23 protein-coding genes and 1 pseudogene are annotated in these 24455 nt (G+C 73.2%); 14 read left to right on the forward strand and 10 right to left on the reverse strand.

Features of this window, described 5'->3' with window-relative positions:
• Nucleotides 1–2: 2 nt before the first annotated feature.
• A complete protein-coding gene (locus ACZ6JT_RS20670) occupies nucleotides 3–443 on the reverse strand; it encodes a MarR family winged helix-turn-helix transcriptional regulator (RefSeq protein WP_362859372.1) in 441 nt (146 codons plus the stop codon).
• A 153-nt stretch (nucleotides 444–596) separates the two neighbouring features.
• On the opposite strand from ACZ6JT_RS20670, the gene ACZ6JT_RS20675 reads away from it, so the two are divergent.
• Both ACZ6JT_RS20675 and ACZ6JT_RS20680 read left to right on the forward strand, forming a co-directional pair.
• Complete coding sequence (locus ACZ6JT_RS20675; protein WP_469211632.1) at nucleotides 597–2156, forward strand: MFS transporter; 1560 nt, start codon at nucleotides 597–599, stop codon at nucleotides 2154–2156.
• 83 nt (nucleotides 2157–2239) lie between these two features.
• Complete coding sequence (locus tag ACZ6JT_RS20680) at nucleotides 2240–2758, forward strand: mycothiol transferase (protein WP_469211634.1); 519 nt, start codon at nucleotides 2240–2242, stop codon at nucleotides 2756–2758.
• Nucleotides 2759–2873: 115 nt separating this feature from the next.
• Here ACZ6JT_RS20680 and ACZ6JT_RS20685 read toward each other — a convergent pair whose 3' ends face one another.
• On the reverse strand, nucleotides 2874–4235 hold the full coding sequence (locus ACZ6JT_RS20685) for an FAD-dependent oxidoreductase (protein WP_469211636.1): 1362 nt from the start codon (nucleotides 4233–4235) through the stop codon (nucleotides 2874–2876).
• A gap of 207 nt (nucleotides 4236–4442) precedes the next feature.
• Between ACZ6JT_RS20685 and ACZ6JT_RS20690 the strand changes: the two genes are divergently transcribed.
• The 3 genes from ACZ6JT_RS20690 to ACZ6JT_RS20700 all read left to right on the forward strand — a co-directional run bounded on the left by ACZ6JT_RS20690 (nucleotide 4443) and on the right by ACZ6JT_RS20700 (nucleotide 6293).
• A complete protein-coding gene (locus ACZ6JT_RS20690) occupies nucleotides 4443–4643 on the forward strand; it encodes a DUF5302 domain-containing protein (protein WP_469211637.1) in 201 nt (66 codons plus the stop codon).
• 173 nt (nucleotides 4644–4816) lie between these two features.
• On the forward strand, nucleotides 4817–5230 hold the full coding sequence (locus ACZ6JT_RS20695) for a rodlin (protein ID WP_469211640.1): 414 nt from the start codon (nucleotides 4817–4819) through the stop codon (nucleotides 5228–5230).
• Nucleotides 5231–5375: 145 nt separating this feature from the next.
• On the forward strand, nucleotides 5376–6293 hold the full coding sequence (locus ACZ6JT_RS20700) for a glycoside hydrolase family 19 protein (RefSeq protein WP_469211642.1): 918 nt from the start codon (nucleotides 5376–5378) through the stop codon (nucleotides 6291–6293).
• A 28-nt stretch (nucleotides 6294–6321) separates the two neighbouring features.
• Here ACZ6JT_RS20700 and ACZ6JT_RS20705 read toward each other — a convergent pair whose 3' ends face one another.
• The 3 genes from ACZ6JT_RS20705 to ACZ6JT_RS20715 form a co-directional block, all read right to left on the reverse strand.
• On the reverse strand, nucleotides 6322–9090 hold the full coding sequence (locus tag ACZ6JT_RS20705; RefSeq protein ID WP_469211643.1) for a helix-turn-helix transcriptional regulator: 2769 nt from the start codon (nucleotides 9088–9090) through the stop codon (nucleotides 6322–6324).
• A gap of 234 nt (nucleotides 9091–9324) precedes the next feature.
• Nucleotides 9325–11094, reverse strand: a complete 1770-nt coding sequence (locus ACZ6JT_RS20710; protein ID WP_469212536.1) for a S8 family peptidase — start codon at nucleotides 11092–11094, stop codon at nucleotides 9325–9327.
• Between the two features lie 396 nt (nucleotides 11095–11490).
• Nucleotides 11491–12240 (reverse strand): DUF1838 family protein, encoded by a 750-nt coding sequence (locus ACZ6JT_RS20715; protein ID WP_469211644.1) that lies wholly within the window; start codon nucleotides 12238–12240, stop codon nucleotides 11491–11493.
• A 181-nt stretch (nucleotides 12241–12421) separates the two neighbouring features.
• Here ACZ6JT_RS20715 and ACZ6JT_RS20720 point away from each other — a divergent pair, with 181 nt between their 5' ends.
• The 3 genes from ACZ6JT_RS20720 to ACZ6JT_RS20730 all read left to right on the forward strand — a co-directional run bounded on the left by ACZ6JT_RS20720 (nucleotide 12422) and on the right by ACZ6JT_RS20730 (nucleotide 14834).
• On the forward strand, nucleotides 12422–13420 hold the full coding sequence (locus ACZ6JT_RS20720) for a DUF1996 domain-containing protein (RefSeq protein ID WP_469211646.1): 999 nt from the start codon (nucleotides 12422–12424) through the stop codon (nucleotides 13418–13420).
• Nucleotides 13421–13503: 83 nt separating this feature from the next.
• Nucleotides 13504–14115, forward strand: a complete 612-nt coding sequence (locus ACZ6JT_RS20725; protein WP_469211647.1) for a sigma-70 family RNA polymerase sigma factor — start codon at nucleotides 13504–13506, stop codon at nucleotides 14113–14115.
• Complete coding sequence (locus ACZ6JT_RS20730; protein ID WP_469211649.1) at nucleotides 14112–14834, forward strand: anti-sigma factor family protein; 723 nt, start codon at nucleotides 14112–14114, stop codon at nucleotides 14832–14834. Before ACZ6JT_RS20725 ends, ACZ6JT_RS20730 begins: the two co-directional genes overlap by 4 nt.
• Before the next feature lie 456 nt (nucleotides 14835–15290).
• Here the strand turns inward: ACZ6JT_RS20730 and ACZ6JT_RS20735 are convergent, their stop codons facing one another.
• Together ACZ6JT_RS20735 and ACZ6JT_RS20740 are read right to left on the reverse strand one after the other, a co-directional pair.
• Nucleotides 15291–16022 carry a DUF7873 family protein gene (locus ACZ6JT_RS20735; protein WP_376618239.1) on the reverse strand — a complete coding sequence of 244 codons (732 nt, stop codon included), beginning with the start codon at nucleotides 16020–16022 and terminating at the stop codon, nucleotides 15291–15293.
• A gap of 9 nt (nucleotides 16023–16031) precedes the next feature.
• Nucleotides 16032–17462 (reverse strand): HEAT repeat domain-containing protein, encoded by a 1431-nt coding sequence (locus tag ACZ6JT_RS20740; protein WP_469211651.1) that lies wholly within the window; start codon nucleotides 17460–17462, stop codon nucleotides 16032–16034.
• A 150-nt stretch (nucleotides 17463–17612) separates the two neighbouring features.
• Between ACZ6JT_RS20740 and ACZ6JT_RS20745 the strand changes: the two genes are divergently transcribed.
• Together ACZ6JT_RS20745 and ACZ6JT_RS20750 are read left to right on the forward strand one after the other, a co-directional pair.
• A complete protein-coding gene (locus tag ACZ6JT_RS20745; protein WP_469211652.1) occupies nucleotides 17613–18563 on the forward strand; it encodes an ATP-grasp domain-containing protein in 951 nt (316 codons plus the stop codon).
• Complete coding sequence (locus ACZ6JT_RS20750; RefSeq protein WP_469211654.1) at nucleotides 18560–19381, forward strand: ATP-grasp domain-containing protein; 822 nt, start codon at nucleotides 18560–18562, stop codon at nucleotides 19379–19381. The genes ACZ6JT_RS20745 and ACZ6JT_RS20750 overlap by 4 nt, the downstream gene beginning before the upstream one ends.
• A gap of 162 nt (nucleotides 19382–19543) precedes the next feature.
• On the opposite strand, the gene ACZ6JT_RS20755 is transcribed toward ACZ6JT_RS20750, so the two are convergent.
• Complete coding sequence (locus ACZ6JT_RS20755; protein ID WP_469211656.1) at nucleotides 19544–20539, reverse strand: Ig-like domain repeat protein; 996 nt, start codon at nucleotides 20537–20539, stop codon at nucleotides 19544–19546.
• Between the two features lie 254 nt (nucleotides 20540–20793).
• On the opposite strand from ACZ6JT_RS20755, the gene ACZ6JT_RS20760 reads away from it, so the two are divergent.
• The 4 genes from ACZ6JT_RS20760 to ACZ6JT_RS20775 all read left to right on the forward strand — a co-directional run bounded on the left by ACZ6JT_RS20760 (nucleotide 20794) and on the right by ACZ6JT_RS20775 (nucleotide 23840).
• On the forward strand, nucleotides 20794–21246 hold the full coding sequence (locus tag ACZ6JT_RS20760) for a DUF6069 family protein (RefSeq protein ID WP_469211658.1): 453 nt from the start codon (nucleotides 20794–20796) through the stop codon (nucleotides 21244–21246).
• Nucleotides 21247–21403: 157 nt separating this feature from the next.
• A complete protein-coding gene (locus tag ACZ6JT_RS20765; protein WP_469211659.1) occupies nucleotides 21404–22258 on the forward strand; it encodes a DMT family transporter in 855 nt (284 codons plus the stop codon).
• Nucleotides 22259–22306: 48 nt separating this feature from the next.
• Entirely contained in the window at nucleotides 22307–23362 is a 1056-nt protein-coding gene (locus ACZ6JT_RS20770) for an alcohol dehydrogenase catalytic domain-containing protein (RefSeq protein ID WP_469211660.1), read from the forward strand.
• A gap of 85 nt (nucleotides 23363–23447) precedes the next feature.
• The gene (locus ACZ6JT_RS20775) at nucleotides 23448–23840 is read left to right on the forward strand and encodes a hypothetical protein (RefSeq protein ID WP_469211662.1); all 393 of its coding nucleotides are present in this window, start codon (nucleotides 23448–23450) and stop codon (nucleotides 23838–23840) included.
• Here ACZ6JT_RS20775 and ACZ6JT_RS20780 read toward each other — a convergent pair.
• Complete coding sequence (locus tag ACZ6JT_RS20780; protein WP_469211664.1) at nucleotides 23813–24034, reverse strand: hypothetical protein; 222 nt, start codon at nucleotides 24032–24034, stop codon at nucleotides 23813–23815. The two genes, ACZ6JT_RS20775 and ACZ6JT_RS20780, sit on opposite strands and share 28 nt — an antisense overlap.
• Before the next feature lie 13 nt (nucleotides 24035–24047).
• A pseudogene (locus ACZ6JT_RS20785) lies at nucleotides 24048–24230 on the reverse strand (ATP-binding protein); the annotation flags it as partial.
• Nucleotides 24231–24455: the final 225 nt, after the last annotated feature.

Raw genomic sequence — 24455 nt, forward strand, 5'->3', positions numbered from 1 at the left:
TCTCAGGCGCCCTTCTCCATCGAGGGCCGCAGGCGCCCCAGCAGGGCGTACAGCGTCGCGCTCTCGGCCTCGTCGAGGGTGTCGAGCGCGCCGTGCATGTCCTGCATCTCCTCGCGGACCCGGCGGATGACCTCCCGGCCCGCGTCCGTGGCGACCACGTTCTTGACGCGCCGGTCGGCGGGGTCCGGCTCCCGGCGCACCAGCTCGCGGGCCTCCAGGCGGTCGACGATGCCGGTCACGTTCGAGGCGTCGCACACCAGCAGGGTGGCGAGGCCGCGCATGGGCACGGGGCCGTCGAGCTGGGCGAGGACCCTCGCCTGGGTGGAGGTGAGGCCGTGCTGGGCCGCGGCGGCCGCGAACTCGCGCCATTGGGCGGTGCCAATGGCCGCGAGCAGTTCCAGCAACTGGAGCTTGGTGGGGGTGTGCGTGGCGGTGTCGCTCATACCTGGAGCGTACTCAGGATGTTTGACATTATCAATTGTTTACTTGACCACCTTAACTATCGACGTCTACCGTCAGTCGAGTTACTTGAGGAAGTCAAACATCTGCGTTCCGAAGCTCTTCAGCTCCGAAACACGAAGAAGGTCCCCCCAGCCATGAGCACCCCCTCCCCCGCCGCCCCGGCCTCCGGGCCCCGGAACGAGACGGTCATCGTCTTCGCCCTGAGCCTCGCCGCCATGGTCGTGTCGATGATGCAGACCCTGCCGGTCCCGATCCTGGGACTCATCCGCGACGACCTCGGCACCTCGACCGCGAACGTGAGCTGGGTGACCACCGCCACCCTGCTGTCGGCGGCCGTCTTCACCCCGCTCCTGGGCCGGTTCGGCGACCAGCACGGCAAGAAGCCCACGCTGGTGGCCGTGCTCGGCGTCATGGTCGTCGGCTCCGTCATCGCGGCGCTGGCGTCGTCACTGCCCCTGCTGATCCTGGGCCGGGTGCTCCAGGGCGCCGCCACCGCGATCTTCCCGCTGGCCCTCTCGGTGCTGCGCGAAGAGGTCCGCCCGCAGAAGCTGCCGGGAGCGATGGCACTGGTCAGCGGCACGCTCGCGTTCGGCAGCGGCCTCGCGCTCGTCGCGACCGGGCTGCTCACCTCCGGGTCGGACGCGGACTACCGCAACGCCTTCTGGATGGCGACCGGCTTCGCCCTGCTCGCCCTGCTCGCGGTCGTCTTCCTGGTCCCGGCGACCCGCCACAAGACCGGCGGGCGCACCGACTTCCTCGGCGCGCTGACCCTCGGCCTCGCCCTGCTGCTGCTCCTGCTGCCGATCTCCCAGGGCCACGAGTGGGGCTGGACCTCCGGCCGTACGCTGGGCAGCTTCGCCGGCGCCGCCGTCATGACCGCGGTGTGGGTGCTCGTCGAGCGCAAGGTCCGCGAGCCGCTGGTCGACATGAAGATGTTCGTCCACCGCCCGGTCCTCATGGCCAACCTGGCCGGCGTCCTGGTCGGCTTCGGGATGTTCGCGAACTTCCTGGGCGTCTCGTACCTCGTCCAGATGCCCGAGGCGCTCACCGGCTACGGCTTCGACGCGTCGATCCTGCGCGCCTCCGTGCAGTTCCTGCTGCCCGGCGCCATCGTCTCGCTGCTCGCGTCGCCCGTGGGCGGGCAGATCGTGCGCCACCGCGGTCCGCGCGTGGCGCTGGGGCTGGCCGCCGCGCTCGGTGCGGCCGGCTTCGCCTGGCTCGTCCTGGACCACGGGCACAGCATCTCGGTGATCGGCGCCGGACTGGTCGTCGGCGCGGCCGTCAGCTTCGGCTACGCGGCCATGCCCGCCGTGATCATGTCCAGCGTCCCGCACCACCAGAGCGGCATCGCCAACGGCATCAACTCGATCTCCCGCTCCACGGGCAGTGCGATCGGCAGCGCCGTGGTGACCACGATCCTTGCCTCGAAGACCATCGAGCACCTGCCCGCGGGCGTGCCCCCGCTGCCCGCCGAGTCCGGTTTCACCCTCACCTTCGGGATCGGGGCCGTGGCCTTCGCGCTGGTCGCGGTGATCAGCTGGATCGGCCTGCGGGGCGGACACCGCACGGTGGTGGCGTCCGCGCAGACCGGCGCGGCCGAGCAGGCCGCGAAGTCGGCGAAGTCCGACACGGTCGAGGGAGCCGAGGAGGCCGGGGCCGCGGAGCAGCCGGAGGCCGCCGGAGCCGTCCGCTGACCCGCCCCCTCCGCCGGCCCGGCGGTCCCCCTGCCGCGTGTCGTTCACGGTGGGGGGACCGCCGGGCCTTGCATGGTGGGTGCATGAAGGCAACGGACGTCATCGCCGACGGGTTCGGACGCATCGGGGAGATCGTGCACGAGGTCGTGGACGGGGTCCCCGCCGAGACGCTCAACGCGCGCGTGGACCCGGCGGCGAACTCGATCACCTGGCTGGTCTGGCACCTGACCCGCATCCAGGACGACCACATCGCCGACGCGGCCGGCACCGAGCAGGTGTGGGACTCCGAGGGGTGGTCGGACCGGTTCGCGCTGCCGCTGCCCGCCGGGGCGACCGGGTACGGGCACTCGCCGCGGGACGTCTACACCGTCCGGGTCGACTCGGGCGAGCTGCTGCTGGGGTACTTCGACGCGGTGCACGAGCGGACCGCGCGCTACGTCCGGGGGCTCGCCGCCGCCGATCTGGACCGGGTGGTCGACGAGCGCTGGGACCCGCCGGTCACCCTCGGGGTGCGCCTGGTCAGCGTGGTCTCCGACGACCTCCAGCACGCGGGGCAGGCGGCCTTCGTACGGGGCGTGCTGGAGCGGACCCTGGGCTCCTGACGACCGTGCCGGCGCCCGGCCCGCCCCTGCGGCGCCGCCCGGCCGGCACTGTCCCGTCGCCCGGACGGCGCCACGCATGGGGGCCGGGACCCCGTCCGGGTCCCGGCCCCTCTCGCTACGCCCCGCTCGCGTCGAGCATGTCCTCACGCTCGACGATCTTCACGCGCTCGCGGCCCTGGGGCTCGCCGAGGGCCTTCTCGGCCGCGTCCAGCCGGTACCAGCCCTCCCACGTGGTGAAGCGGACGCTGCGCTCGGCGAGGAAGGCCTCGACGGCCTCCGGCGCGGGCGTCGCCGGAGCACTCAGGCGGCCCTCCGCGTGGTCGGCGAGCAGGTTCGCGACGGTCTCGTTCGCGTCGCCCTTGGTGTGGCCGATCAGGCCGACCGGTCCGCGCCGGATCCAGCCGGTGACGTACGTCGACTGCAGGTGGGCGCCGGCTTCCATCACGCGGCCGCCCTCGTCCGGGACGGTGCCGGAGTCGACGTCCCAGGGGAGCTTGGGCAGCTCGTCGGAGAGGTAGCCGACGGCCCGGTAGACGGACTGGACGTCCCAGTCGGTGAACCGGCCGGTGCCCTTGACGTTGCCGGTGCCGTCGAGCTCGGTCCGCTCGGTCCGCAGGCCGACCACGCGGCCGTCCTCGCCGAGCACCTCCACGGGCGACTCGAAGAAGTGCAGGAACAGCTTGTGCGGGCGTTCGCCGATGTCGCGGATCGCCCAGTTCTCCAGGGTCTTGGCGACCATGTCGGCCTGCTTGTTGGCGCGGCGGGTGGCTATCGACCCCTCGTCGTAGTCAATGTCCTCGGGGTTGACGATGACCTCGATGTTGGGCGAGTGGTCCAGCTCCCGCAGCTCCATCGGGCTGAACTTCGCCTGCGCGGGACCGCGGCGCCCGAAGACGTGCACCTCGAGCGCCTTGTTGGCCTTGAGGCCGTCGTAGACGTTCGCCGGGATCTCGGTCGGCAGCAGCTCGTCGGCCGTCTTCGCGAGGATCCGCGCGACGTCGAGGGCGACGTTGCCGACGCCGAGCACGGCGACCTTCTCGGCCTCCAGCGGCCAGGTGCGCGGGACGTCCGGGTGGCCGTCGTACCAGGAGACGAAGTCGGCGGCGCCGTAGGAACCGTCGAGGTCGACGCCCGGGATGGTGAGCGCGCGGTCGGCCGTGGCACCGGTGGAGAAGATCACGGCGTCGTAGAACGACTGCAGCTCGTCGAGGCTGATGTCGTTCGGGTAGTCGACGTTGCCGAAGAGGCGGACCTGCGGCTTGTCGAGCACCTGGTGCAGGGCGGTGATGATGCCCTTGATGCGCGGGTGGTCGGGGGCGACCCCGTACCGGATCAGTCCGAAGGGCGCCGGCATCCGCTCGAAGAGGTCGATGGACACACCGGGCTCGACGGCGGCCTCGGACTTCAGCAGCGCGTCGGCGGCGTAGATTCCGGCGGGGCCGGCACCGACGATTGCTACCCGCAGAGGGCGAGGCATGGCAGGGGTTCCCTTCGAGCGACGGCAAGGCGGATCAAGGGGAACCCTAAACGAAGGTAAGCCTAACCCAGCACTCGGTCTCGCTTTATGACCCCATAACCGAAACTTATGACCTCCCCAAGCTACCCTTGGGGGCGAGGTGAACCCGCTGGTCGGCGAACACGCCAGCTGACAGACTGAAGCGGCTTGATCACCCCAGGAGGACGAATGGCTGACGAAACAGACACCCCGCAGGCCCCGGAGGACGAGTCCCCGGCCGATGCGGCCAAGCGCAAGTTCCGGGAGGCCCTGGAGCGCAACGCGGCGAACACCCACGCGCAGCAGGCGCACCAGAGCCGGGCGAAGGTCCAGGGTGCCAGCAGCGGCCCCGGCGGCAAGAACAAGAAGGTCCGCCGCAAGACCGGCTGACCCTCGGCCCCGAGGAGCTCAGTCTCGCCGCCGCGGCGGCGGGACCGGGCGACTCCGCCCGCCGTTGGGCCACACGGGTGAGGGAGGATAACTCCTGGCACTGCCGACAGTTGATCAGCTCGTCCCGCCGAGGGCAGCTACTCATGCGACAGTGCGACAGAAGGATCCCCCACATGTTCAAGAAGTTCATGGCCACCGCCGCCGCCACCGCCACCGTGCTCGGCGCGGGTGCGGCACTCGCCTCCCCGGCCATGGCCATCGGCAACGACGAGGGCGTCACCACCGTCAACGGCAACGACGCCGCGCAGATCTACGGCAACCAGGAGACCCACGGCAAGATGAGCCCGCAGCTCAGCGCCGTCCAGGGCTCCCTGAACAAGCTCTGCATCGGCCTGCCGGCCAAGGTCAACGCCCAGTCCCTGTTCGCGATCATCGCCAACATCGGCGTCCAGGACATCGCCGTCGCGTCGAACCCGCAGAACCAGCAGTGCGCCGAGAACTCCACCCAGGCGAAGGGTGACGAGACGGCCTCTCACATCCTCAGCAACATCCCGATCCTCTCCGGCAACCTCTCCGCCGGCAGCTGATCGACCCCGTCTCGCGCCGGTGTCACGCGTCACGCGTGACACCGGCGCGTTTCATTTGGTCTAGACCTTGACAGGTACAGACCACTTTCGCTTCAGTGGGCGCAGTTGCCCCCACGGCAATTCCCCCCACTGAAGGAGCAGTTGCGTGATACGTACGCTTCGCCGCCGTGCCCTCGCCCTGGCCGCCGCCGCGGCCGTCACGGTCGGCCTCGCCATCGCCCTCCCCTCGTCCCCCGCCTCCGCGGCGGCTCCCTGCGCCGGAGCCTGGACCTCGTCCGCCGTCTACACGAACGGCATGAGCGCCTCGTACGCCGGCCACAACTGGCAGGCCAAGTGGTGGACCCAGGGCGAGACGCCCGGCACCACCGGGCAGTGGGGCGTCTGGTCGGACCAGGGCTCCTGCGGGGGCGGCGGGGGCCAGGACCCCGACCCCGGCAACCCCTCCGGATTCGTGGTATCCGAGGCCCAGTTCAACCAGATGTTCCCGAACCGGAACCCCTTCTACACGTACAACGGCCTGGTCGCGGCGCTGTCCGCCTACCCCGGATTCGCCCACACCGGCGACGACACCGTGAAGCGGCGCGAGGCCGCGGCCTTCCTCGCGAACGTCTCGCACGAGACGGGCGGACTCGTGTACATCGTCGAGCAGAACACCGCCAACTACCCCCACTACTGCGACGCGAGCCAGCCCTACGGCTGTCCGGCGGGGCAGGCGGCGTACTACGGCCGCGGCCCCATCCAGCTCAGCTGGAACTTCAACTACAAGGCGGCCGGTGACGCGCTGGGCATCAACCTCCTCGCCAACCCGTACCTCGTGGAGCAGGACCCGGCCGTCGCCATGAAGACGGCGCTCTGGTACTGGAACACGCAGAACGGCCCGGGCACGATGACCGCGCACGCCGCCATGGTGAACGGCGCGGGCTTCGGCGAGACCATCCGCTCCATCAACGGGTCCCTGGAGTGCAACGGCGGCAACCCGGCCCAGGTCCAGAGCCGCATCTCGAAGTACCAGAGCTTCACCCAGCTGCTGGGGGTGACCCCGGGCAACAACCTCGGCTGCTGATCCGCCGACCTGCTGATCCGCGGCGCGCTCAGAGGGTGCGCAGGGCGGTCGCGAGCTGGGCCCGCGAGCGGACGTCGAGCTTCTGGTAGATGCGGGTCAGCCGGGCCTCCACCGTCTTGACGCTGAGGAACAGCTTCGCCGCCGCCTCCTGGTTGCTCGCGCCCTGGCTGACGAGCAGGGCCAGACGCGACTCGGCCTCGGTCAGCACCGCGGCCGCCTGCACCTGCGCACCGCCCGACTCGCCGGGAGCCGGCTCCCTGGCCAGCTCGGCCCAGGGGGCCGCCCCGGCCAGGGCGAACACCTCGGCCGCCGCCCGCAGGGCCGCGCGGGCGGGGGCCCGGCGGCGCCGGCGGCGCTCCACCCGGGCGAGGGCGAGCAGCGTGCGGCCCCGCTCCAGCGGCAGTTCCAGGTCGGCGAAGCGCCGCGCGGTAGCCTCCAGCAGGTGGACCGCCTCATCGGCCTCCCCCTGGGCGGACAGGCACAGGCCCCGGGCCCGGTCGAGCGCGGCGACCACCCCGGTGCGGCCGAGGCCCAGGGCGGTCGTACGGACGCGGTCGAGGAGTTCGGCGGCCTCGCCCGGCGCGTCCGCGGCGATCAGCGCCTCGGCCAGCTCCCCGTGCCAGCGCAGGACGGACGGGTCCACCACCTGCTGGGCGGCCTCCAGGGCGGCGACGCGACGCAAGGTGGCGACCGCCTTCGCCGCCTCTCCGGTGGCCAGTTCGACCAGGCCGAGCGCGTGCAGGCTGCGCGAGAGGAAGACCTGGTCCTGCTCCTCCTGTGAGGCCTGGATGCCGCGCCGGGCGTAGCCGGCGGCGCGCGCGAAGCTGCCGCCCATGGCCTCGGCCATCGCGGCGACGTACCAGGCGGGGCCGGGCGACAGGCCCGCCTCGATCGTCAGCTCCAGGGCCCGGCGGGCGTGGGCGGAGGCGGCCTCGCAGCGGCCGCTGCGCAGCTCCACCTCGGTGAGGCTGCGCAGGACCTCGAAGACGTCCTCGGCGGAGCCGGTGCGCTGGACCGCCGGGAGCAGGACCATCGACTGCCGGCGGGCGTCGGCGAGGCGGTCGTCGAAGAGGGCGTGCCGGACGGCGAGGTACTGCGGGGCGTTGCGCATGCCGAGCGGCACCTCGGGCGCGGGCAGGGCGAGTGCCTCGGCCAGGATCTCCTCGGCGTCCGTGTCCCCGAGGATGCGGCCCATGCGGGCCCGTACGGTCAGGGCCATGGCCTCGGCGGTCTGGTCGCCGCCGAGCGCGGCGAGCCGGCCGGCCTCGGCCGCCGCATCGCGGGAACGGACCGGGTCGCCGTCGCTGAGGTTGTGCTTCCAGGCGATCCGCAGCTGGACGGCGGCCTGGAGCGAGGGGTCCCCGGCCGCCTCGTCCATGGCGTAGGCGAAGGTCTCGTCGAGGGCGCCCAGGGCCTGCCCCGCGGCGTCGATCACGGCGAGCCGGGCCCGTACCCGGTCGGCGGGCGAGGCGTCGCGGGCCAGGACGGCCCGGGTGGCGCGGCGCGCGAGGTCGGCCCGGCCGGCCCAGCCGGCGTCCTCGGCGGCCGTGACGAGCCGGGTCAGTTCCTCGCCGGCCAGCCAGGCCGGCGTGCGTTCGGCGGCGAGCAGGCCGAGTTCGGCGGCGAGGGCCCGCTGGCCCCGGCGGCGGCAGACGGCGGCCGCCTCGGTGATCTCCGCGGCGAGCCACTGGTCGGGGGTGTCCACGGCCAGCGCCCGGTGGCGTACGGCCTGGACGGGGTCGTCGACGGCGGCGGCCAGGGCCGCGTGCCCGGCGGCCCGTTCGGGCCAGCCCGCGTCGGCGGCGAGGGCGGTGAGGAGGGCGCCCGCGGTGAACTCCACGGTGCCGTCCTCCCCCACCCTGACCAGCGCGGCTCGTTCCGCCTCGGCCAGCTCGGCCTCGGCGTCGGGGCGGCCGGCCCGGCGGAGCAGGGAGGTGGTGGGGCGGGAGGCGAGGGCGGCGAGGAGCAGGGTGCGGCGGGCCTGGGCGGGGACGCCGGCGAGGAGCCGGCGGGCCACCTCGCGGGCCTGTCCGGAGACGGGCAGCGGGTCGGCGTGGTGGGCACTGCTGTCGCGGGCCTCGGCGGCTTCCGCGAGGGAGTGGCCGAGGGCGAGGGCGAGGCGCGGGTTGCCGCCGCTGGCCTGGTGGATGCGGCCGGCGAGACGGGCGGGGAGGCAGTGGCGGACGAGGAGTTCGGCGACCTCGTCGGCGCCGAGCGGGGGGACGCGTATCGCGGGGACGTCCGGGCCGCAGAGGGGTTCGCCGACGGAGGCTCCGCCCTGGACGCATTCGGCGACCAGGACCCGGACGCGGGGCGGGGTGAGGCGCAGGGCGAACCGGAGCAGGTCGGTGCTCTCGGCATCGAGCCACTGGGCGTTGTCGAGGACGAGCAGGACGGGCTGGCGGGCGGCGAGGGTGCGGAGCACCTCGACGACGGCGAGCCGCAGCGCGATGTGGTCGCGTCCGGCGCGGGGGGCGTCGGCCTCCCGGCGCAGCAGGGCGATGGCGGTGCGCTGGGGGCCGGAGAGCCGGTCCAGGGCGGCGCCGGGGACGGAGGCGAGGAGGGCGGCCGCGGACGCTTCGGGTATCCACTGGTCGGCGGCCTCGGGGGCGAGGCGGAGCACGCTCTCGCCGCGGGATTCGGCCGCGGCCGCTACGGCGCGCACGATCTCGGTCTTGCCCGCGCCGGCGGGTCCGGTGAGCAGGGCCCGGCCGTGCGTGGTCAGTGCATGGTCGACCGCCTTGATGAGTTCACCGTGCCCGACACTCGTGTCAGCGTTCCCCGTCGCCGCCACCACGCACAGCCACCAGCCTTCCAGTACCCAGCTTCTGTGCCTTTCCTGTGAGAGGCGAGAATACGAGGTCGGGCGGCAGGTGGACCCGGATTGTGACGCAGAATTCAGTCACACGGCACGGAAAACCCGGCAGGCCTGCCGATACGCGCGGTATCGGCAGGCCCGGGGATTCCATTGGTCCGTACTATCGGCCCGTCAGGCCGAGTTGGTACGGACTCCCCGTGAAGGGGAAGCGACTCAGAACGCGAGGTTCCAGGAGTCGATCTTGCCGGTGTCGCCGCCGGCGTTGTCGTTCACGCGGAGCTTCCAGGTGCCGTTCGCGACCTCGGAGGAGGCGTTGACGGTGAAGACCTGGTTGATGTTGTCGGTGCTGCCGCCGGCCCGGTTGTGGAGCGTGTAGACCGTGCCGTCCGGGGCCACCAGGTCGACCTTGAGGTCACCGATGTAGGTGTGGACGATGTTCACGCCGACCTTGAGGGCGGCCGGGGCGTTGCCGGTCACACCGCTGACGGTGATCGGGCTCTCCACGGTGGTGTTGTCACCGATGGTGACGTCCGTGCCGTTCTCGAAGCCCGGGGTGGGCGGGGTCGAGGTGACGGCGGCGACGGTCGCGGCGGCGTCGGCGAGGCCGGTGCCGCAGCCGCCGGTGCAGGTGCCGGCCAGCGGGCGGGCGTTCGTCTTGATCGCCGACTCGATCTGCGCCGGGGTCAGCGCGGAGTTCGCCGACTTCAGCAGGGCGGCGAGGCCCGCGACGTGCGGGGCGGCCATGCTGGTGCCCTGGTAGGGCTTGTAGCTCTCGGCGCCGGGGGTGGTGGTGCCCGCGTTCAGCGTGGAGAGGATGGCGTTCTCGGGGGTGGTGACGGTGCCGGGCGTGTCGGTGGCGCGGCGGGTCTCACCGCCCGGGGCGGCGACGTCGATGATCGCGCCGTAGTTGGAGTAGTACGAGCGGTCGCCGGCGCGGTTGGTGGAGGCGACGTTGATCACGTTGTTGCAGCTGGCGGGCGAGAAGTTCGCGGCGTCCGCGTTGCTGTTGCCGGCCGCGACGACCACGGTCGTACCGCGGGCGACGGCGGCGTTGATGGCGTTCTGGTAGCTGGTGCCGCAGGCGCCCGAGCCGCCGAGGCTCATGTTGATGACCTTGGCCGGGGTGGCGTTGGCCGGGACACCGGCCACGGAGCCGCCGGAGGCCCAGGTGATGGCGTCGACGATGTCCGAGGTGGCGCCGCCGCACTTGCCGAGCACGCGGACGGGCTGGATCTTCGCGCCGTACGCGATGCCGGCGACGCCCTTGGAGTTGTTCGTGGCCGCGGCGATGGTGCCCGCGACGTGGGTGCCGTGCCAGGAGGAGTTGCTCGCCTTGGAGCCGACGCCGCACTCGCCGTCGGTGGCGTTCCAGTCGCCCTGGTCGGCGGGGTTGTTGTCGCGGCCGTTGCCGTCGCGGGCGTCGGCGGCGCTGGAGATGAAGTCGTAGCCCGCGACGATGTTCGGGGCGACGTCCGAGTGGGCGACGTAGCCGGTGTCGATCACGGCGACGGTGACGCCGGAGCCGGTGGTCTTGTCCCAGGCACCGGGAACGTTCATGCCGGCGGTGGGCTCGAAGAGGTCCCACTGCTTGGCGTACTCGGTGTCGTTCGGGGTGACGGCCTGGGCGTAGGCGCGGGAGTCCGGCTCCACGTAGGCGACGTCCGGGTCGGCGCGGAACTGGGCCATGACGTCGGCCGCGTCGGCCGGGGCCACGGTTCCGCCGAGGTTGACCAGGGCCGCTCCGGTGCCGAGGCGGCGGTCGAACTTCGCCTTCTTGCCGGCCTTCTTGCCCTTGGCGGCGGCGTCGTCGGCGGCCGCGGTGTTCGAGCTGGCCTCGGTGGCCGAGGACTTGTACCCGACGATGAGGTTCTGGACGGGCGCCGTGGCGGCGACGGTGGCGGCCGGTGCCGCGCCGGGGTTCTCGACGGCCACGGCCACGGAGGCCGCGGCGGTGGCGGAGCCGGCGAGCAGGGTGACGGACATGGCCACCACGGATATGAGCCGACGTCTGGAAGCGTGCACGTGTTCCCCTTCGAGGGCCGTTTCCGGGCGGGCCGGAGCGGCCGGTCGGTGCAGTGTGGGAGGTTCCGGCGGCCGCGGAGCCGGAAGCGAGTTGGTCGGTCTCGCCCCGGCCGCCGCCGCGCGCCACGTCGTCCCGCCGCAACGGCGAGGCGGGGACGACGGCGGTCCCGGCGCTTCCCCGGACGGTGGGGCCTACACGCCATGTGGGGTTGGCGTGTGAACCGCCCCGTCAGGGGAAGATCGCCGGTGGGCAGACAGTAGGCAACGCGGCGATGAACTCGATACGGGGAAAACCCTTGTCCGCCCCCTGCCGCATCCCCCGGGGGTCCCTCGGCGGCCGGGAGCGGGAGCGAGGAGCTAGTTCGGCGGGAAGAGTTTGCGGTAGTAGGTCCAGCTGGTTTCGTTCGGTTCGCTCCACTTTTCCGGGGCGTGGGCGAATTCGGGGTGGTGGTCCGCGATGTACGCGCGGGTGCGCTCGGGGACCTGCGCGTACGCGTCGAGTTTGCGGCCGCGGCAGTGGAAGGTGAGGCCGCCGGGGCGCGCGCCCTGTTCCATCCAGGGCAGCCACGGCGACATCCGCGTCCAGGACATCGTGGAGGGGACGCTCGCCGCGTCGGTGGCCAGCGCCGCCCGGGGGGTGAAGAACTGGAAGAGCTCCAGCGCCCGGTAGGTGTCGTCGGCGGACTGGTCCGGGTACTCCTCTACCGGCAGGGGCGAGGGGTAGGCGAGCGGGATCTCCAGGCTGAAGCACACCTGGTCGCCCAGGTCGGTCACGGGCACCGGGAACGGCCGCCACCGCTGGTTGGCCGGATCGTTCCAGACGTGGACCACCGGCTTGCCCTCCCAGGTCTCCGTGATCTCCCGGGTGCGGGGGTCGAGGTAGAACGCGGCCTCCCTGGAGAGCAGCTGGTAGCCGCCGATCTCCTCGTCCGGGACGAGGCGGGCGACATTGAGCCCTTCGAAGCCGAAGAGGCGCCGGTAGGGCTCCCCCGGGGCCCAGGAGTGGACGTCACCGGTCCACCAGAACGTGACCTCGTCGCCGTCGAGCGAGGCGCGGGTGCGGGCGAAGGCTTCCAGGAGTTCGGCGGGTGTCGCGGCTGATGTCATACGGCTCACTGTGCGCGGTCGCGGACCGGCCGGGCAAGCGGTCCCAAGGACAACCGGAGCCCCCTGCAAGGGGCTTGAGGGGCTGGTGGGGACGGGTGGGTCCGGTGGCCCGGGACCGGGCGGAGACCGCCATCCGGATGCCAGGTTGACGGCGGTCGCGCCACCGGCGACCGTGACCGCCATGGGGAAAGAACGCCGACTGCTCACACTCGTCATCTGCCTGGTCCTGGGGGGCGGACTGACCGCCGCGGTGCTGGGTGCCTCGCGAGCGGCCGGTCCGCACGAGGGGACCCCGACCGGGCGTCCGGCACCCTCCGACTACGTGGACATACGTGATGTTCCGCGCGCCCCCAACGCCGCTCCCGCCCCGGGTGCCGACGGATCCGCCGGCTCGGTGGTGGTGGACTGCGGCCGCAACGAGCAGGGCCACTACAACGAGGACAACCTGGTGGTCTCACCGGGCCTGCGGGCCGGCGCCCACCACACGCACGCGTACGTGGGGAACCTGTCCACGGACGCGATGTCGAGCGACGCCTCCCTGGACGCGGCCGCCACCAGCTGCGCGGGCGGCGACCGGTCCACGTACTACTGGCCCGTCCTGCGGCGGCTCGACCGGCCGGGCACGCGTCCCCACGAGCACTCGGCGGGGCACGGGAACGCGGGCGAGATCCTGCCGGAGGTCTCGGTCCTGGTGGAGTTCCGCGGCAGCCCGGTGAGCAAGGTGGTGGCGATGCCGCGCTTCCTGCGCGGGATCACGGGCGACGCGGTCGCCTACACGACGGGCAGTGACGCCGACGTTCGGGCCCGCTGGGGGTGTTCCGGCTCGCCGGACCGGCCGACCACCCGCTATCCGCGCTGCCCCGAGGGCGAGCGGGTCACCCGTACCCTGGTGTTCCCGAGCTGCTGGAACGGTATCGACACCGCCGGCGCCGGACACCGCTCGCACCTGCGCTTCCCCGGCACGAACGGGGTCTGCCCGCCGGACTTCTTCCCGGTGCCCGAACTGCGCGTGTCCCTCGCCTACGAGGTCCCCGCGGGCGTGCCGGTGGCGCTCGACTCCTTCCCCGAGCAGCGGCACAGCCCGAAGACCGACCACGCGATGTTCGTGAACGTGATGACCGACCGCCAGATGGCCGTCGTCGTCGGCTGCCTCAACGAGGGGCGCGCCTGCCGGATCTGAGTGACGCAGGTCACGTGAACCGGACGGGCGCCTGTGGCGTGTTCCGACCGCACCACCCAAGCGAGGAAGACGGAGAGGGTGAGATGGCCGGACCACTGTGGCCCCGAACTCGGCGGGGCTCGACCGACGAGGCACTGATCAAGTCGGTGTACGAGGAGCACGGTCACGCCCTGCTCGCGTACGCCACCCGGCTGACCGGGGACCGGGCCGCCGCCGAGGACGTCGTCCAGGAGACGCTCATCCGGGCCTGGCGGCATTCCGAGGTCCTGGTCAACGGGAAGGGTTCGGTGCGCGGCTGGCTGCTCACCGTCGCCCGCAACATCATCACCGACCGCTACCGGGCCAAGGCTGCGCGGCCCCCGGAGGTCTCCGGAGCGTCGGCCACTCCCCCGGTGGAGGCGGACCACGCCGACGCGGTGGTCGACAGCATGACGGTCCTGGGGGCCCTCGACCAGCTGTCGCCGGAACACCGTGACGTCCTGAAGGAGTTGTACTACCGGCAGCTCAGCGTGGCGGAGGCGGCCGACACCCTCGGCATTCCGGCGGGTACGGTCAAATCGCGTGCGCACTACGCGCTCAAGGCCCTGCGCGACGTCTTCAGGGACCAGCGTTCGAGTGACAGCAACTTCAGAGACGGAAGACGACAGGGCAGGCCGCCCCAGCAGCCCGCCGGACTGCGTGAGGTGGTGGCATGAACCGGCAGCGGCACGAGGAGGAACTGCTCGGCCCGTACGTGCTCGGCGTCCTGGACGCCGAGGAGGTCCGCCGGATCGAGGAACACATGAGCGGATGCGTGCAGTGCCGGGAGGAGGTGGCCGCGTTGCGCGAGATGGAAGCGGCACTGGGTGAGGTGCCCGAGGAGGCGTTCCTCGACGGGCCGCCGCAGGGCGGGGACCTGCTGCTCCAGCGCACCCTGCGGCAGATGCGCGGTGAACGGGCCGGTGCGCAGCGCCGGCGCGCGGGGCTCGCGGGACTGGCCGTGGCGGCGTCCCTGGCGGCCGTGTTCTGGGCCGGAACGCAGCTGGGCGGCGATCCCGACTCCATCGCCCTGCCCGTGCCGCCGTCCCCGACGGCGCCGGCGGATCCCTCGCCTCCGCCCGCCGGGACGAAGGTGCTCTCGGCGGCCGATCCGGGCACGGGCGCGCGGATGACCGTGCAGATGACGCCGGCGGCGAAGTGGGTGCGCCTGCACGCGGCGGTCACGGGAGTGCCGAAGGGCGAGCGGTGCCGGCTGGTGGTGGTCGCCAAGGACGGTACGCGCACCACCGCGGGCAGCTGGGTCGTCGGCGGCCAGGAGAACGGCGAGGGCAAGGGCGCGTCGCTGGACGGCTCGGCGGCGGTGGACCCGGCGAACGTCAAGGCGGTCCTCGTGGAGAACGAGGCGGGCCGGACGTTCGTGTCGGTACCGGCCTGACCGGAGCCGCGGCCGGGGCGGGTTCCGGCGCGGCCGGGGCGGGTTCCGGCTGACGCGGGCCGGGATGTGACGGAGCCCGGGAGCATATCCAGCTCCCGGGCTCCTGTGTGCCACCCAATTGCGCACACCGGCACGTTTAAGAGTCGCGGATCATTCTTAGATCGACGTGTTCTACCTTTGAACTACCGCGCCATGAAAGAGGCACAGAGGGGACTTGAACCCCCATCCATCGATGATCGTCCACGCTCGGTCGATCCGGTGTTCGGCGGCGAATACTGAGACTGGAGCGAGAATCTGAGATTGACGGGGCCGCCTCTACCGGCTTGGGCCACCCCGGCACGCAATGCCGGGGGAGGGATTCGAACCCCCAACTGACACCCCTGTTCAGCTTCGACATTCAGTTTCAGCTTGCGCTCTCGCGCACCCCCCGCAGACGTGCGGAGGGAGATGTCGGGGCTACCTGAAGAGGTAGCCGAACACCGCGTCCCCGACCCGCTGGTCGGTGACCTCGGCGCTGTTGGCCTCCTCGCGGGCGAACTTGACGGCCTGCTGGAGCTTCTCCACGCGGTCGAGCAGCTCGTTGACCCGGCGGGCGGGCAGCGCTCCGGAGAACTTCACGGTCGTCCAGTACCCGACCGGGACGTCCTCGTAGTAGACCTCGACCTGCGCCGGGTGCTTCTCGGTGGCCTCGGCCTTGACGTGGTTGCGGGGCACCTTCTTGGTGCGGATCGTGCGCACCGGGTCCGTCTTCCAGGAGTCCGTCGACGGGTCGAGGTTCCAGGACTCGGAGGCGTCCAGCACCGGCAGCTTCCGTACGAAGGTGTGCATGTCCGTCAGCTGCTTCTCGAGGAAGAGCAGGTACGGCACGGGCACCTGCGCCAGCAGGACCGTCCCGTCCACGACGACGTCGGCGGCCGCGGTGCGGTTCGCCCAGTCCTTGGTGGCCGTCACGTCGAACAGCCGCGTCAGGGTCCCGGCGGTCGCCCGCAGCACGTCCTCGGCCTTGACCTGCACCCGCGTGGACTCGGGCGGCAGCTGCTCGCCCTCCTCGTCCTTGGGCTGGTAGGTCCGGGAGATGCCGGCCAGCAAGGCGGGCTTCTGGACGTCGTGGTGAGCCTGCGTGAGCTCCTGGAGGGACTTGGACTTGACGCCCTTTTCCACTGCGATGATCTGATTCAGCTTCGGCACGCGATCAAACTAGCAGTCGATTGTCGGATCATTCACCGGGATTTCCGGCACCCCGGCCCGCTCCAGCAGGCGGCGCATGTCCTCGGCGGGGAGCGCCGGGTTGGCCGCGGCCGCCCGCGCTGCCGTGGCGGCCTCCGGGTCGGCGTCGGCGAGCAGTTCGCGGATCCGGGCGACGGGGAGCCGGGGGTCCCGGGCGGCGTCCGCACGTGTCTGCGGGGCCCGACTGAGCCGGTCCAGGAGCTCCGGCTCCAGCCCGGGGTCGCGCAGCACCAGGCGCCGTCTCACCGGGTCAGGGGAGTCGCCGAAGCGCGCGGCGAGCCCGGCGGCGGGGAAGCCCGGCCGGGTGACGAGCATGCCCACGGCGCGGTGGGTGCCGTGCAGGTACAGGTCGAGGAGCAGCTCGGGCGGCGGCGCCGGATGGAACTCGGCGAGCAGCAGGCGTACGGCGAAGTCCTCGTCCCCGGCCAGCAGTTCGACCGCGTCGGACGGCAGACCGCGGCAGAGCGCGGCGCTGCGCCGCAGCCAGGTGTGCGAGGAATGGGCGCACTCCCGAAGGAACGCGGCGTCGTCGCGGCGCTCCCACACCCAGTCGAGGACGGGCAGCCGGTCCTCGGCGCCGACCGTGAAGTCGATGGCGACGCGCTCGGACTCGCTCAGTTCGGGGCGGGCGGAGACATGGAGGCGGACCAGCGGGTCCGGGTCGACGGCCAGCCGCGCCACCAGGTCGGGCGGGAGCCAGGGGTTGCCCGCGATGGCCGCGAGCCGTACGCCCTCGGCGATGACGCGTTCGGCGAGTTCCCGGGTCAGCCGGCCCTTCGCAAGGACCTCACCCACCTGCGCCCCCACCCCCAACCGAGCGACCAGCCAGGCGGTCCGCTCCTCGTCCTCGTGGCAGACCTGCAGGGCCGCGGCCTGCCGCACGTCCGGGTCCTCGTCGTGCAGGAGCCGCTCCCGGGCCTCGTCCGGGAGCCGGTCCCAGGCGCGGCAGGCCGCCCGCCGGAACAGCGGGTCCCCGTGGTCCGCGAGTCCCGCCAGGACGTGGGCGGGCGGCCCGCCCCACGTGACCAGTTCCTGGCGCACCAGGGCTTTGGGATGCCTCAGCAGCCGCTCGTAGGCCCAGTCGGGCAGCGGGGCGAAGCGCTGCCGGTAGCCCGTGGGGCCCATCGCGAGGCTGAGGTGGACCGACGGGTGCGGGTCCTCGACCAGCCGGGCGCGCTGGCCGGGGTCGGCGCCGCCGTTCTCGGTGAAGGCGATCCGGACGCGGCGGTCCGGGTGGACCAGGACGGCCTCGATCACCTCCTGGGGGAGAGCCGCGCGCCGCGCAACCGCTCGTCGCACCCGCTCGTCTTCGTGGCCGAGCAGCCGCAGCAGCACGTCCGCCGGTGCGGCCCTGTTCCCCACGAGCCCGTGCAGCAGCCCCCTCCACCGATCGTCGCCCATGCCCGATCCCTTTCCCGTTGATCCGAAGCGGGCAGCACAACAAGGAAGCCCACAGCCGGACCGATCATCACATTGCGGTCCATGACATCCTGTGACGTCACAACTCGCCGGACGGAATCGGCGGACGTCCGGGGAATATGGGGAAGGTCGATGAGGCTCTGCTTCCTGGTGGAGGAGCACTACCGCCACGACGGCATGCCGAACGAGGTGATCGGGCAGCTGACGGCGTGGGGGCACCGGGTGGACGTGGTGCGGCCGGGCGGCTCGCTGCTGCGCCTGTCCGAGGCCGTGGACACGGGGGCGCACGACGCCTGGGTGCTCAAGACCGTCTCGGGCGGCCCGGGGCTCACCCTGCTCGAAGCCGCCGCGGCGGCCGGGATGACCACCGTCAACGACGCCCGGTCCATCCGGGGCGTACGGGACAAGGCGCTGGCCGCCGCCATCGGGCGGGGCAGCGGGCTGCCGCTGCCGACCACGTACGCGGTGGCCTGCCCCGAACTGCTCAGGGAGGTACCGGCGGCGGAGTACCCGCTCGTCGTCAAGCCCGCCGACGGCAGCTCCGGACGGGCCGTGCGCCTGGTGTCCTCGCCGGAGCAGCTGGAGACGGTGCTCCCCGTGCTCGCGGGCGAGGGCATGCTGATCGCCCAGCCGTACGTACCCAATTCGGGCACCGACATCAAGGTGTACGGGGTCGGCGGCGAGCTGTTCGCGACCGAGCGCTGCTCCCCGCTGCACCCGGACCCCTCGGTGCGGGAGCGCCGGGTGCCCCTGGCGGCCGAGGTGGCGGCGATCGCCGCGCAGGTCGGGGCGGTCTACGGGCTGGACCTGTACGGGGTGGACGTCCTGCTGGGCCCGGACGGGCCGGTGGTCGTCGACGTGAACGACTTCCCGAGCTTCCGTCAGGTGCCGGACGCGGCGGCGCGGGTGGCCCGGGCGGTGCTGGAGCTGGCGCGCACGGGCGGCGGCCGCCCGGCGCCGTCTCAGGCGACCGCACCGCAGCCCGCGTCCACGCCTACACCGGCACCGGCGGCGCTGCCGTTCCCGACGCTGCCCGTCTCGATTCCGGCGCAGGCGTCGGCGAGGGCGGGCGAGAGCATATGAGGATCGGCCTGATCACGCCGGATCCCGGGCATCCGCTGCTGGCGGGGGCCGCCGCGCTGCTGGCTACGGACCATGTCGTCGAAGCGCTCGATCCGACCCCGGCCGGGGACGCGCCCGTACCCGTGCCCCGGCGGCCGGCCGATGTGTACCTGCTCAAGTCGGGTACCCCGCACGCCGTGGGGCTCGCGCGGGAGCTGGAGCGGCGGGGCGCCGCCGTGCTGAACTCCGCGGCGGCCACCGCGCTGTGCCAGGACCGGACGGAGATGGCCGGGCTCGCGCTGCGGGCCGGTCTCCCCTTCGCCGCGACCCGTACCGTCGGGCCCTTCTCGCAGTGGGCCTGCGGGTCCCCCCTCGCCGCCCCGGTGGTGGTCAAGAGCCGGCACAACCGCAAGGGCGACCTCGTCGCCCGCGCCGACGACACCGCGGAGCTGCGCGAGTTGGCGCGAGCCTGGCCGCGGGAGCCGGTCGTGGTCCAGGAGTACGCGCCCAACAGCGGCTGGGACCACAAACTGTGGGCGATCGGGGGGCAGGTCTTCGCGGCCCGCCGCCGCTCCGAGCTCTCCCCCGGCGGGCGGGGCCCCGACCTTCCGCTGTCCCCGGAGGAACTGCCCTCCGGATGGGTCGGCCTGGTCCGCGAGGTGGGCGCGGTGTTCTCGCTGGACGTCTTCGGCGTGGACATCATCGACACCGGCGACGGCACCCCGCTGATCGTCGACGTCAACGCCTTCCCGGGCGTCCGCGGCCAGCCCGAAGCCCCGGCGGCCCTCGCGTCCCTGACCCTGCGCAAAGCGGCGGCCCACCGCCGCCCGCACGTCTGATAGCGGAGACGGCTTCGCCCGCCAAAACCCCCTCCGCCGGCCCCCGGGAACAGCCGCACGACAGACGTCCGGAGTCCCCGCGCCGCCCGCGTAGGCCGCAGGCGCGCTCGTCCGGCGGCGAAGGCCGGCTCGTGGAGACCTCGACCGCCGGGCTCCTACGGGTCAGGGCTGGCAGCCGGGGCCGGTGGTGGGGGCGGTGCACGTGTTCCTGCCGGGGCCGCCGTCGTTGGTGTTGGTACCGGGGCCGCCGTCGAGGCGGTCGGCGCCTGCTTCGCCGAACAAGGAGTCGTTACCGGCGTTGCCGCTGAGCCCGTCCCTGCCGGTGCCGCCGAAGACGGTGTCGTCGCCGTTGTCGCCCGTGATCGTGTCGTTGCCGGCGCCACCCTCGATGCGGTCGTTCCCGGGGCCGCCGGCCAGGACGTCGCCGCCCTGCCCACCGCAGATGAGGTCGTCGCCGCCGAGGCCGTCGACCGTGTCCCTGCCGCGCAGCGCGAAGATCACGTCGTTGCCCTCGGTGCCGACGAGATGGTCCGCACGGTTGGTGCCGATGACGGTGGGGACGGCGTTCTCACAAGTCAGCGGGTTCACGACCTGGAGGAGGGTATCGCTGGTGGAGGCCGCGTACGTGGTGTTCCCGCCGTAGACGGCGGTGATGTGGTGAACGCCGACGGCCAGGTCGCTCATGGGCAGTGACGCCGTGCCGGTGCCGTCGAGGGCGTCGGGGCCCAGGTTGGTGTCTCCGTCCTTGAAGAGGACCGTCCCGGTCGGGGTGCCCTGGTCACCGGTCACCGTCGCGGTGAAGGTCACCGTCTGGCCGACGACGGACGGGTTGACCGACGAGACCAGTACGGTGGTCGCCGGGGCCGTACCCGCGAGCACCATGCCGTCCCCCCTCGCATGCGCGGCGACGAGCGCCGGAGTGCCGTTCCCGACGACGTCCCCCGTCGCCACCGACCGCGTCACATGGCCGACGGGATGGTCGGCCGACGGGCCGAAGTCCCGGGCGTGGGCCCCCGGAGCGCCGAGCAGCACGGCAAGGAAGACGGCGCCGGCCGCGGTGGCGAGGAGTCCTCTGCGCCTGCGCCCTGCGCCCGGATCCCCGCTGCGGGTCCGGGAGCCGGTGATTCGGGCTGGGTATCGGACGGACAGGTTGATCACGCGGCACCCTCGCATGCACGGTCGGCCGGCCGGGGACACCGGAACTCTGACAGTGCCGGCCGGCCGCTCTGGTGTACGCCACCGCGGCCGCGCCGCGAAACCACTCGGAAGGCCGTCCTGCCTCCTGGGCCTCCCGGGAGGTCCGGAGCCGGCCGGGACAGGGGGCTTGACCTCAAGTGACGTTGAGGTCGGAGGCTTCTTCACATGCCGCCGGCCGTACGGCGGCGCAGCAATTCTCACGTTGGAGGAATCTCATGCCGAGCAGTGCCGTTCCGAATTCCGGCCCCGCCGTTCCCACCGCCCCCTCGGTTCAGCGTTCCGGCCCCGCCTGGTGGAAGGTGCCGGCCGCCGCCGCGGTCGGCGCGGCCGTGGTCAATCTGGTCGTTCTCGCCGTCGCCGAGCTGGCCGGTGCCTCGCTCGTCGTCGTCGACGCGGGTGAAGAGCACGCGATCACGGTCGGGGGCGTCATCGGGGCATCCGTCGTCCCGCTGGTCGTCGGGATGGGCGCCGCCCTCCTGCTGTCCCTGTGGAAGCCGGTGTTCCTGCGGATCGCGCAGTTCGTGGGCGGCGGGCTGGCGCTGTTGTCGGTCGCCGGCCCGCTGTCGTCGGACGCCGACGGCGGCACCGTCGCGGCCCTGGCCCTCATGCACATCACCCTCGGCGTGGCCGTCGTCACCGCCCTGGAGCTCCACCGTCGCCGGCGTTGAGCCCGCCTCGTCCGTCCGACCCCGCACCGGAGCCGTGAACCTCACGGCTCCGGTGCGGGGCGGACGTACGCGGCCGGACGGGGGAATGCGCGCGGTGGCGCGGCTCCGGGCCGGTGTCGTGACGGGGGTCGCGGTGGGGCGCGGTGAGGATCGGGGGATGGGCGTCGTCCTGCCGGTCCTCTTCGCGCTGTTCGCGGCGCTGAGCAACGCGCTCGCCACCGTGCTGCAGCGGCGGGCGGCGCTCACCGTGCCGCAGAGCGACGGCTTCCGCTTCGGCCTGGTCCTCGACCTGCTGCGGCGGCCGGTATGGGTCGGCGGGATCCTGGCCGTGATCGCGGCCGGGGTCGGGCAGGCCGTCGCGCTGGCCACGGGTGCGCTCTCCCTCGTACAGCCGTTGTTCGTGCTGGAGCTGCCGCTGGCCCTGCTGATCGCCTCGCTGGTGGCGCGTCAGCGGCTGCCGGGGGCTTTGTGGCTGGCCGTGGCGGGGGTGGTGGCGGGGCTCGGGATCGCGCTGGTGGCCTCCTCGCCCCAGGGCAACCGTACGGACGTGCCGGCCGCGCGGTGGGCGGTGGCCCTGACGGCCTGCGCGGTCGTCGTGGCCCTGCTGGCCGTGGCCGGACTGCGCCGCCCGCCCGGCCGCGCGCGGGCCGGCTGCCTCGGCGCGGCCACCGCCGTCTGCTACGCGCTGACCGCCGCCCTGATGAAGTCCTCCGTGCACGCCCTCGACGACGGCGGCCTCGGCGCGTTCCTGACCTCCTGGGAGACGTACGCGTTCGGCGCGAGCGGGATCTGCGCCCTGCTGCTGCTCGAACACGCCATGCAGGGCGGGCCGCTGGTCGCCTCGCAGCCCGCGCTGACCCTCGGCGACGCGAGCATCAGCGTCGCGCTGGGCGTGGTCCTCTACGAGGAACACCTGCGGACGGGCTGGTGGTTGCTCCCCCAACTGCTGGGCATCGCCCTGATCGGCACGGGAGTGCTGGCCCTCGCCCGGGCCGGGGACGGCGCGCCCTGACGACGGGTAGCGTGCCGGTCAGTCGAGCGGAGGGTGGGAGCGGGATCCATGCGAGCGGTGGTCTTCGAGCGGTACGGCGAGCTGGCCGAGGTCAGGGAGGTGCCGCAGCCGCGTCCGGCGGCGGGCGGGGTGGTGGTGCGGGTGGAGGCCACCGGGTTGTGCCGCAGCGACTGGCACGGGTGGATGGGACACGACCCCGACATCGTGCTGCCGCACGTGCCCGGCCACGAACTGGCCGGCGTGGTCGAGGCGGTGGGGGCCGGAGTCTCCGACTGGCGGGTCGGCGACCGCGTCACGGCGCCGTTCGTGTCCGCCTGCGGAAGCTGCGCCGAGTGCGCGGCGGGCGACCACCAGGTCTGCGCGCGGCAGACGCAGCCCGGGTTCACCCACTGGGGGTCCTTCGCCGAGTACGTGGCCCTGGACCATGCCGACGTGAACCTGGTGGCCGTACCCGAGGAACTCTCGTACGCCACGGCGGCCGGGCTCGGCTGCCGGTTCGCGACGGCCTTCCGGGCGGTGGTGGCGCAGGGCAGGGTCGCGGCCGGCGAGTGGGTCAGCGTTTACGGCTGCGGCGGGGTGGGGCTCTCCGCCGTGATGATCGCGGCGGCGGCCGGGGCGCGGGTGGTCGCCGTCGACACGGCGCCGGGGGCGCTGGAGCTGGCACGGAAGTTCGGCGCCGTGCACGGCGTGGACGCCGCGGCCTGCGCCGACATCGCTCAGGCGGTGCGGGAGCTGACCGGCGGCGGCGCGCACCTCTCGCTCGACGCGCTGGGGTCGCCGGCGACGGCCGCCGCGTCGGTCGGCGGCCTGCGCCGCCGGGGGCGGCACGTGCAGGTGGGGTTGCTTCCGGCGGCGGCCGGTGCGGCGGTCCTGCCGATGGAGCGGGTGATCGGCTGGGAGCTGGAGGTCCTCGGGAGCCACGGGATGGCGGCGCACGCGTACCCGCCGATGATGGAACTGGTCCGGGGCGGGGCACTGCGCCCGGACCTGCTGGTCACCTCGACGATCCCGCTGGACGCGGCCCCGGCGGCGCTGGCCGCGATGGGTACGTCGCCGGGGCGCGGGGTCACGATCATCCTGCCGGGGGCGTCGACGCCCGGTTGAGCTACGATCGCCCGACCCGAACGGACGGACCGTACGGCGAGGGCGGGCGGTGGGCATGGGCTCCGGGAACCGAGTGGCGGGCGCCGTGACCGTGGCGCTGGCGGGCGCCCTGGTGCTGGTCGGCTGCTCGGGCGGCGCGGCCGGACCGGACGCCGGGAAGCCCGGCGCCCCGGCCCCGGACACCACCCGGGCGAGCGCCCCGCCGGCTCCCTCCCCGTCGGAACCGGCGACCGCGCAGCCGTCGCCGTCCCCGTCCCCGTCCGCGACGCCCGCCGCGGACGCGAGGCCTTCGGCCACCGGCGGACCGGCCCCGCAGCGGACCCCCGGGGGGCCGTCGGGGATCCCGCAGAACCCGAACCGGGGCCCCAACCCGCCGCCGGCGCCCGACCGTCCGCCGCCGGCGAGCTGGAAGCCGACGCCTTTCGACCCGAAGGACCCGTCGATCCCGAACTACACGGTGCCGCCGCCCATGCGGTAGCCCGCCGCCCGGGAGACGGCCTGGAGCTGCCCGGGCAGCGGCGCGCGTGCGTACGTGCCCGACAGGAGGTGGCCGGCCCCGGGGGCCACGGCGTCCAGGTCCAGGGCCCGGAGCATCTGGTGGGCGGCGCAGACGGCCGCGGAGACGACCGGCTCGCCCAGCGCTGTTCGGCCTCCCCGATGGCGCCGAGGCACGCGGAGCCGGCAGCCGCGGCAGCCCCACGCCCCGGTCCGCGACCTCCAGCCGGAGCCAGCCGCCGCCGACGACCACCCCGACCCGCATCCGGCCGGCTCCCGCATGCCGGACGACGTTGCCGACGAGTTCGCTGACGGCCACCAACAGGACGTCAGCCGCCCACACGGCACCCGCCAGCCTTCGAGCGTGGCGCACACTCAGGCCCTGACCTGCGGAACGCTCCCGGCGACGGGGTCGGCGACCCAGTGCACGAAACTCCGGACCGCGGGAGGAGCGGAACGGGCGGTGGTGGTGAGCATGACGTGCTCGCGGAGGGGAAGGCGGCGCGTCCGCTGTCGCGTCTCGTGCAGCGGCCCCAGAAGTCGGACGACCCCTGGGCTTGTAGCCAGCGGAAATGCGTCGCTAGAGTCGTGATTACAC

The sequence above is a fragment of the Streptomyces sp. NPDC046308 genome (genome assembly GCF_055588065.1).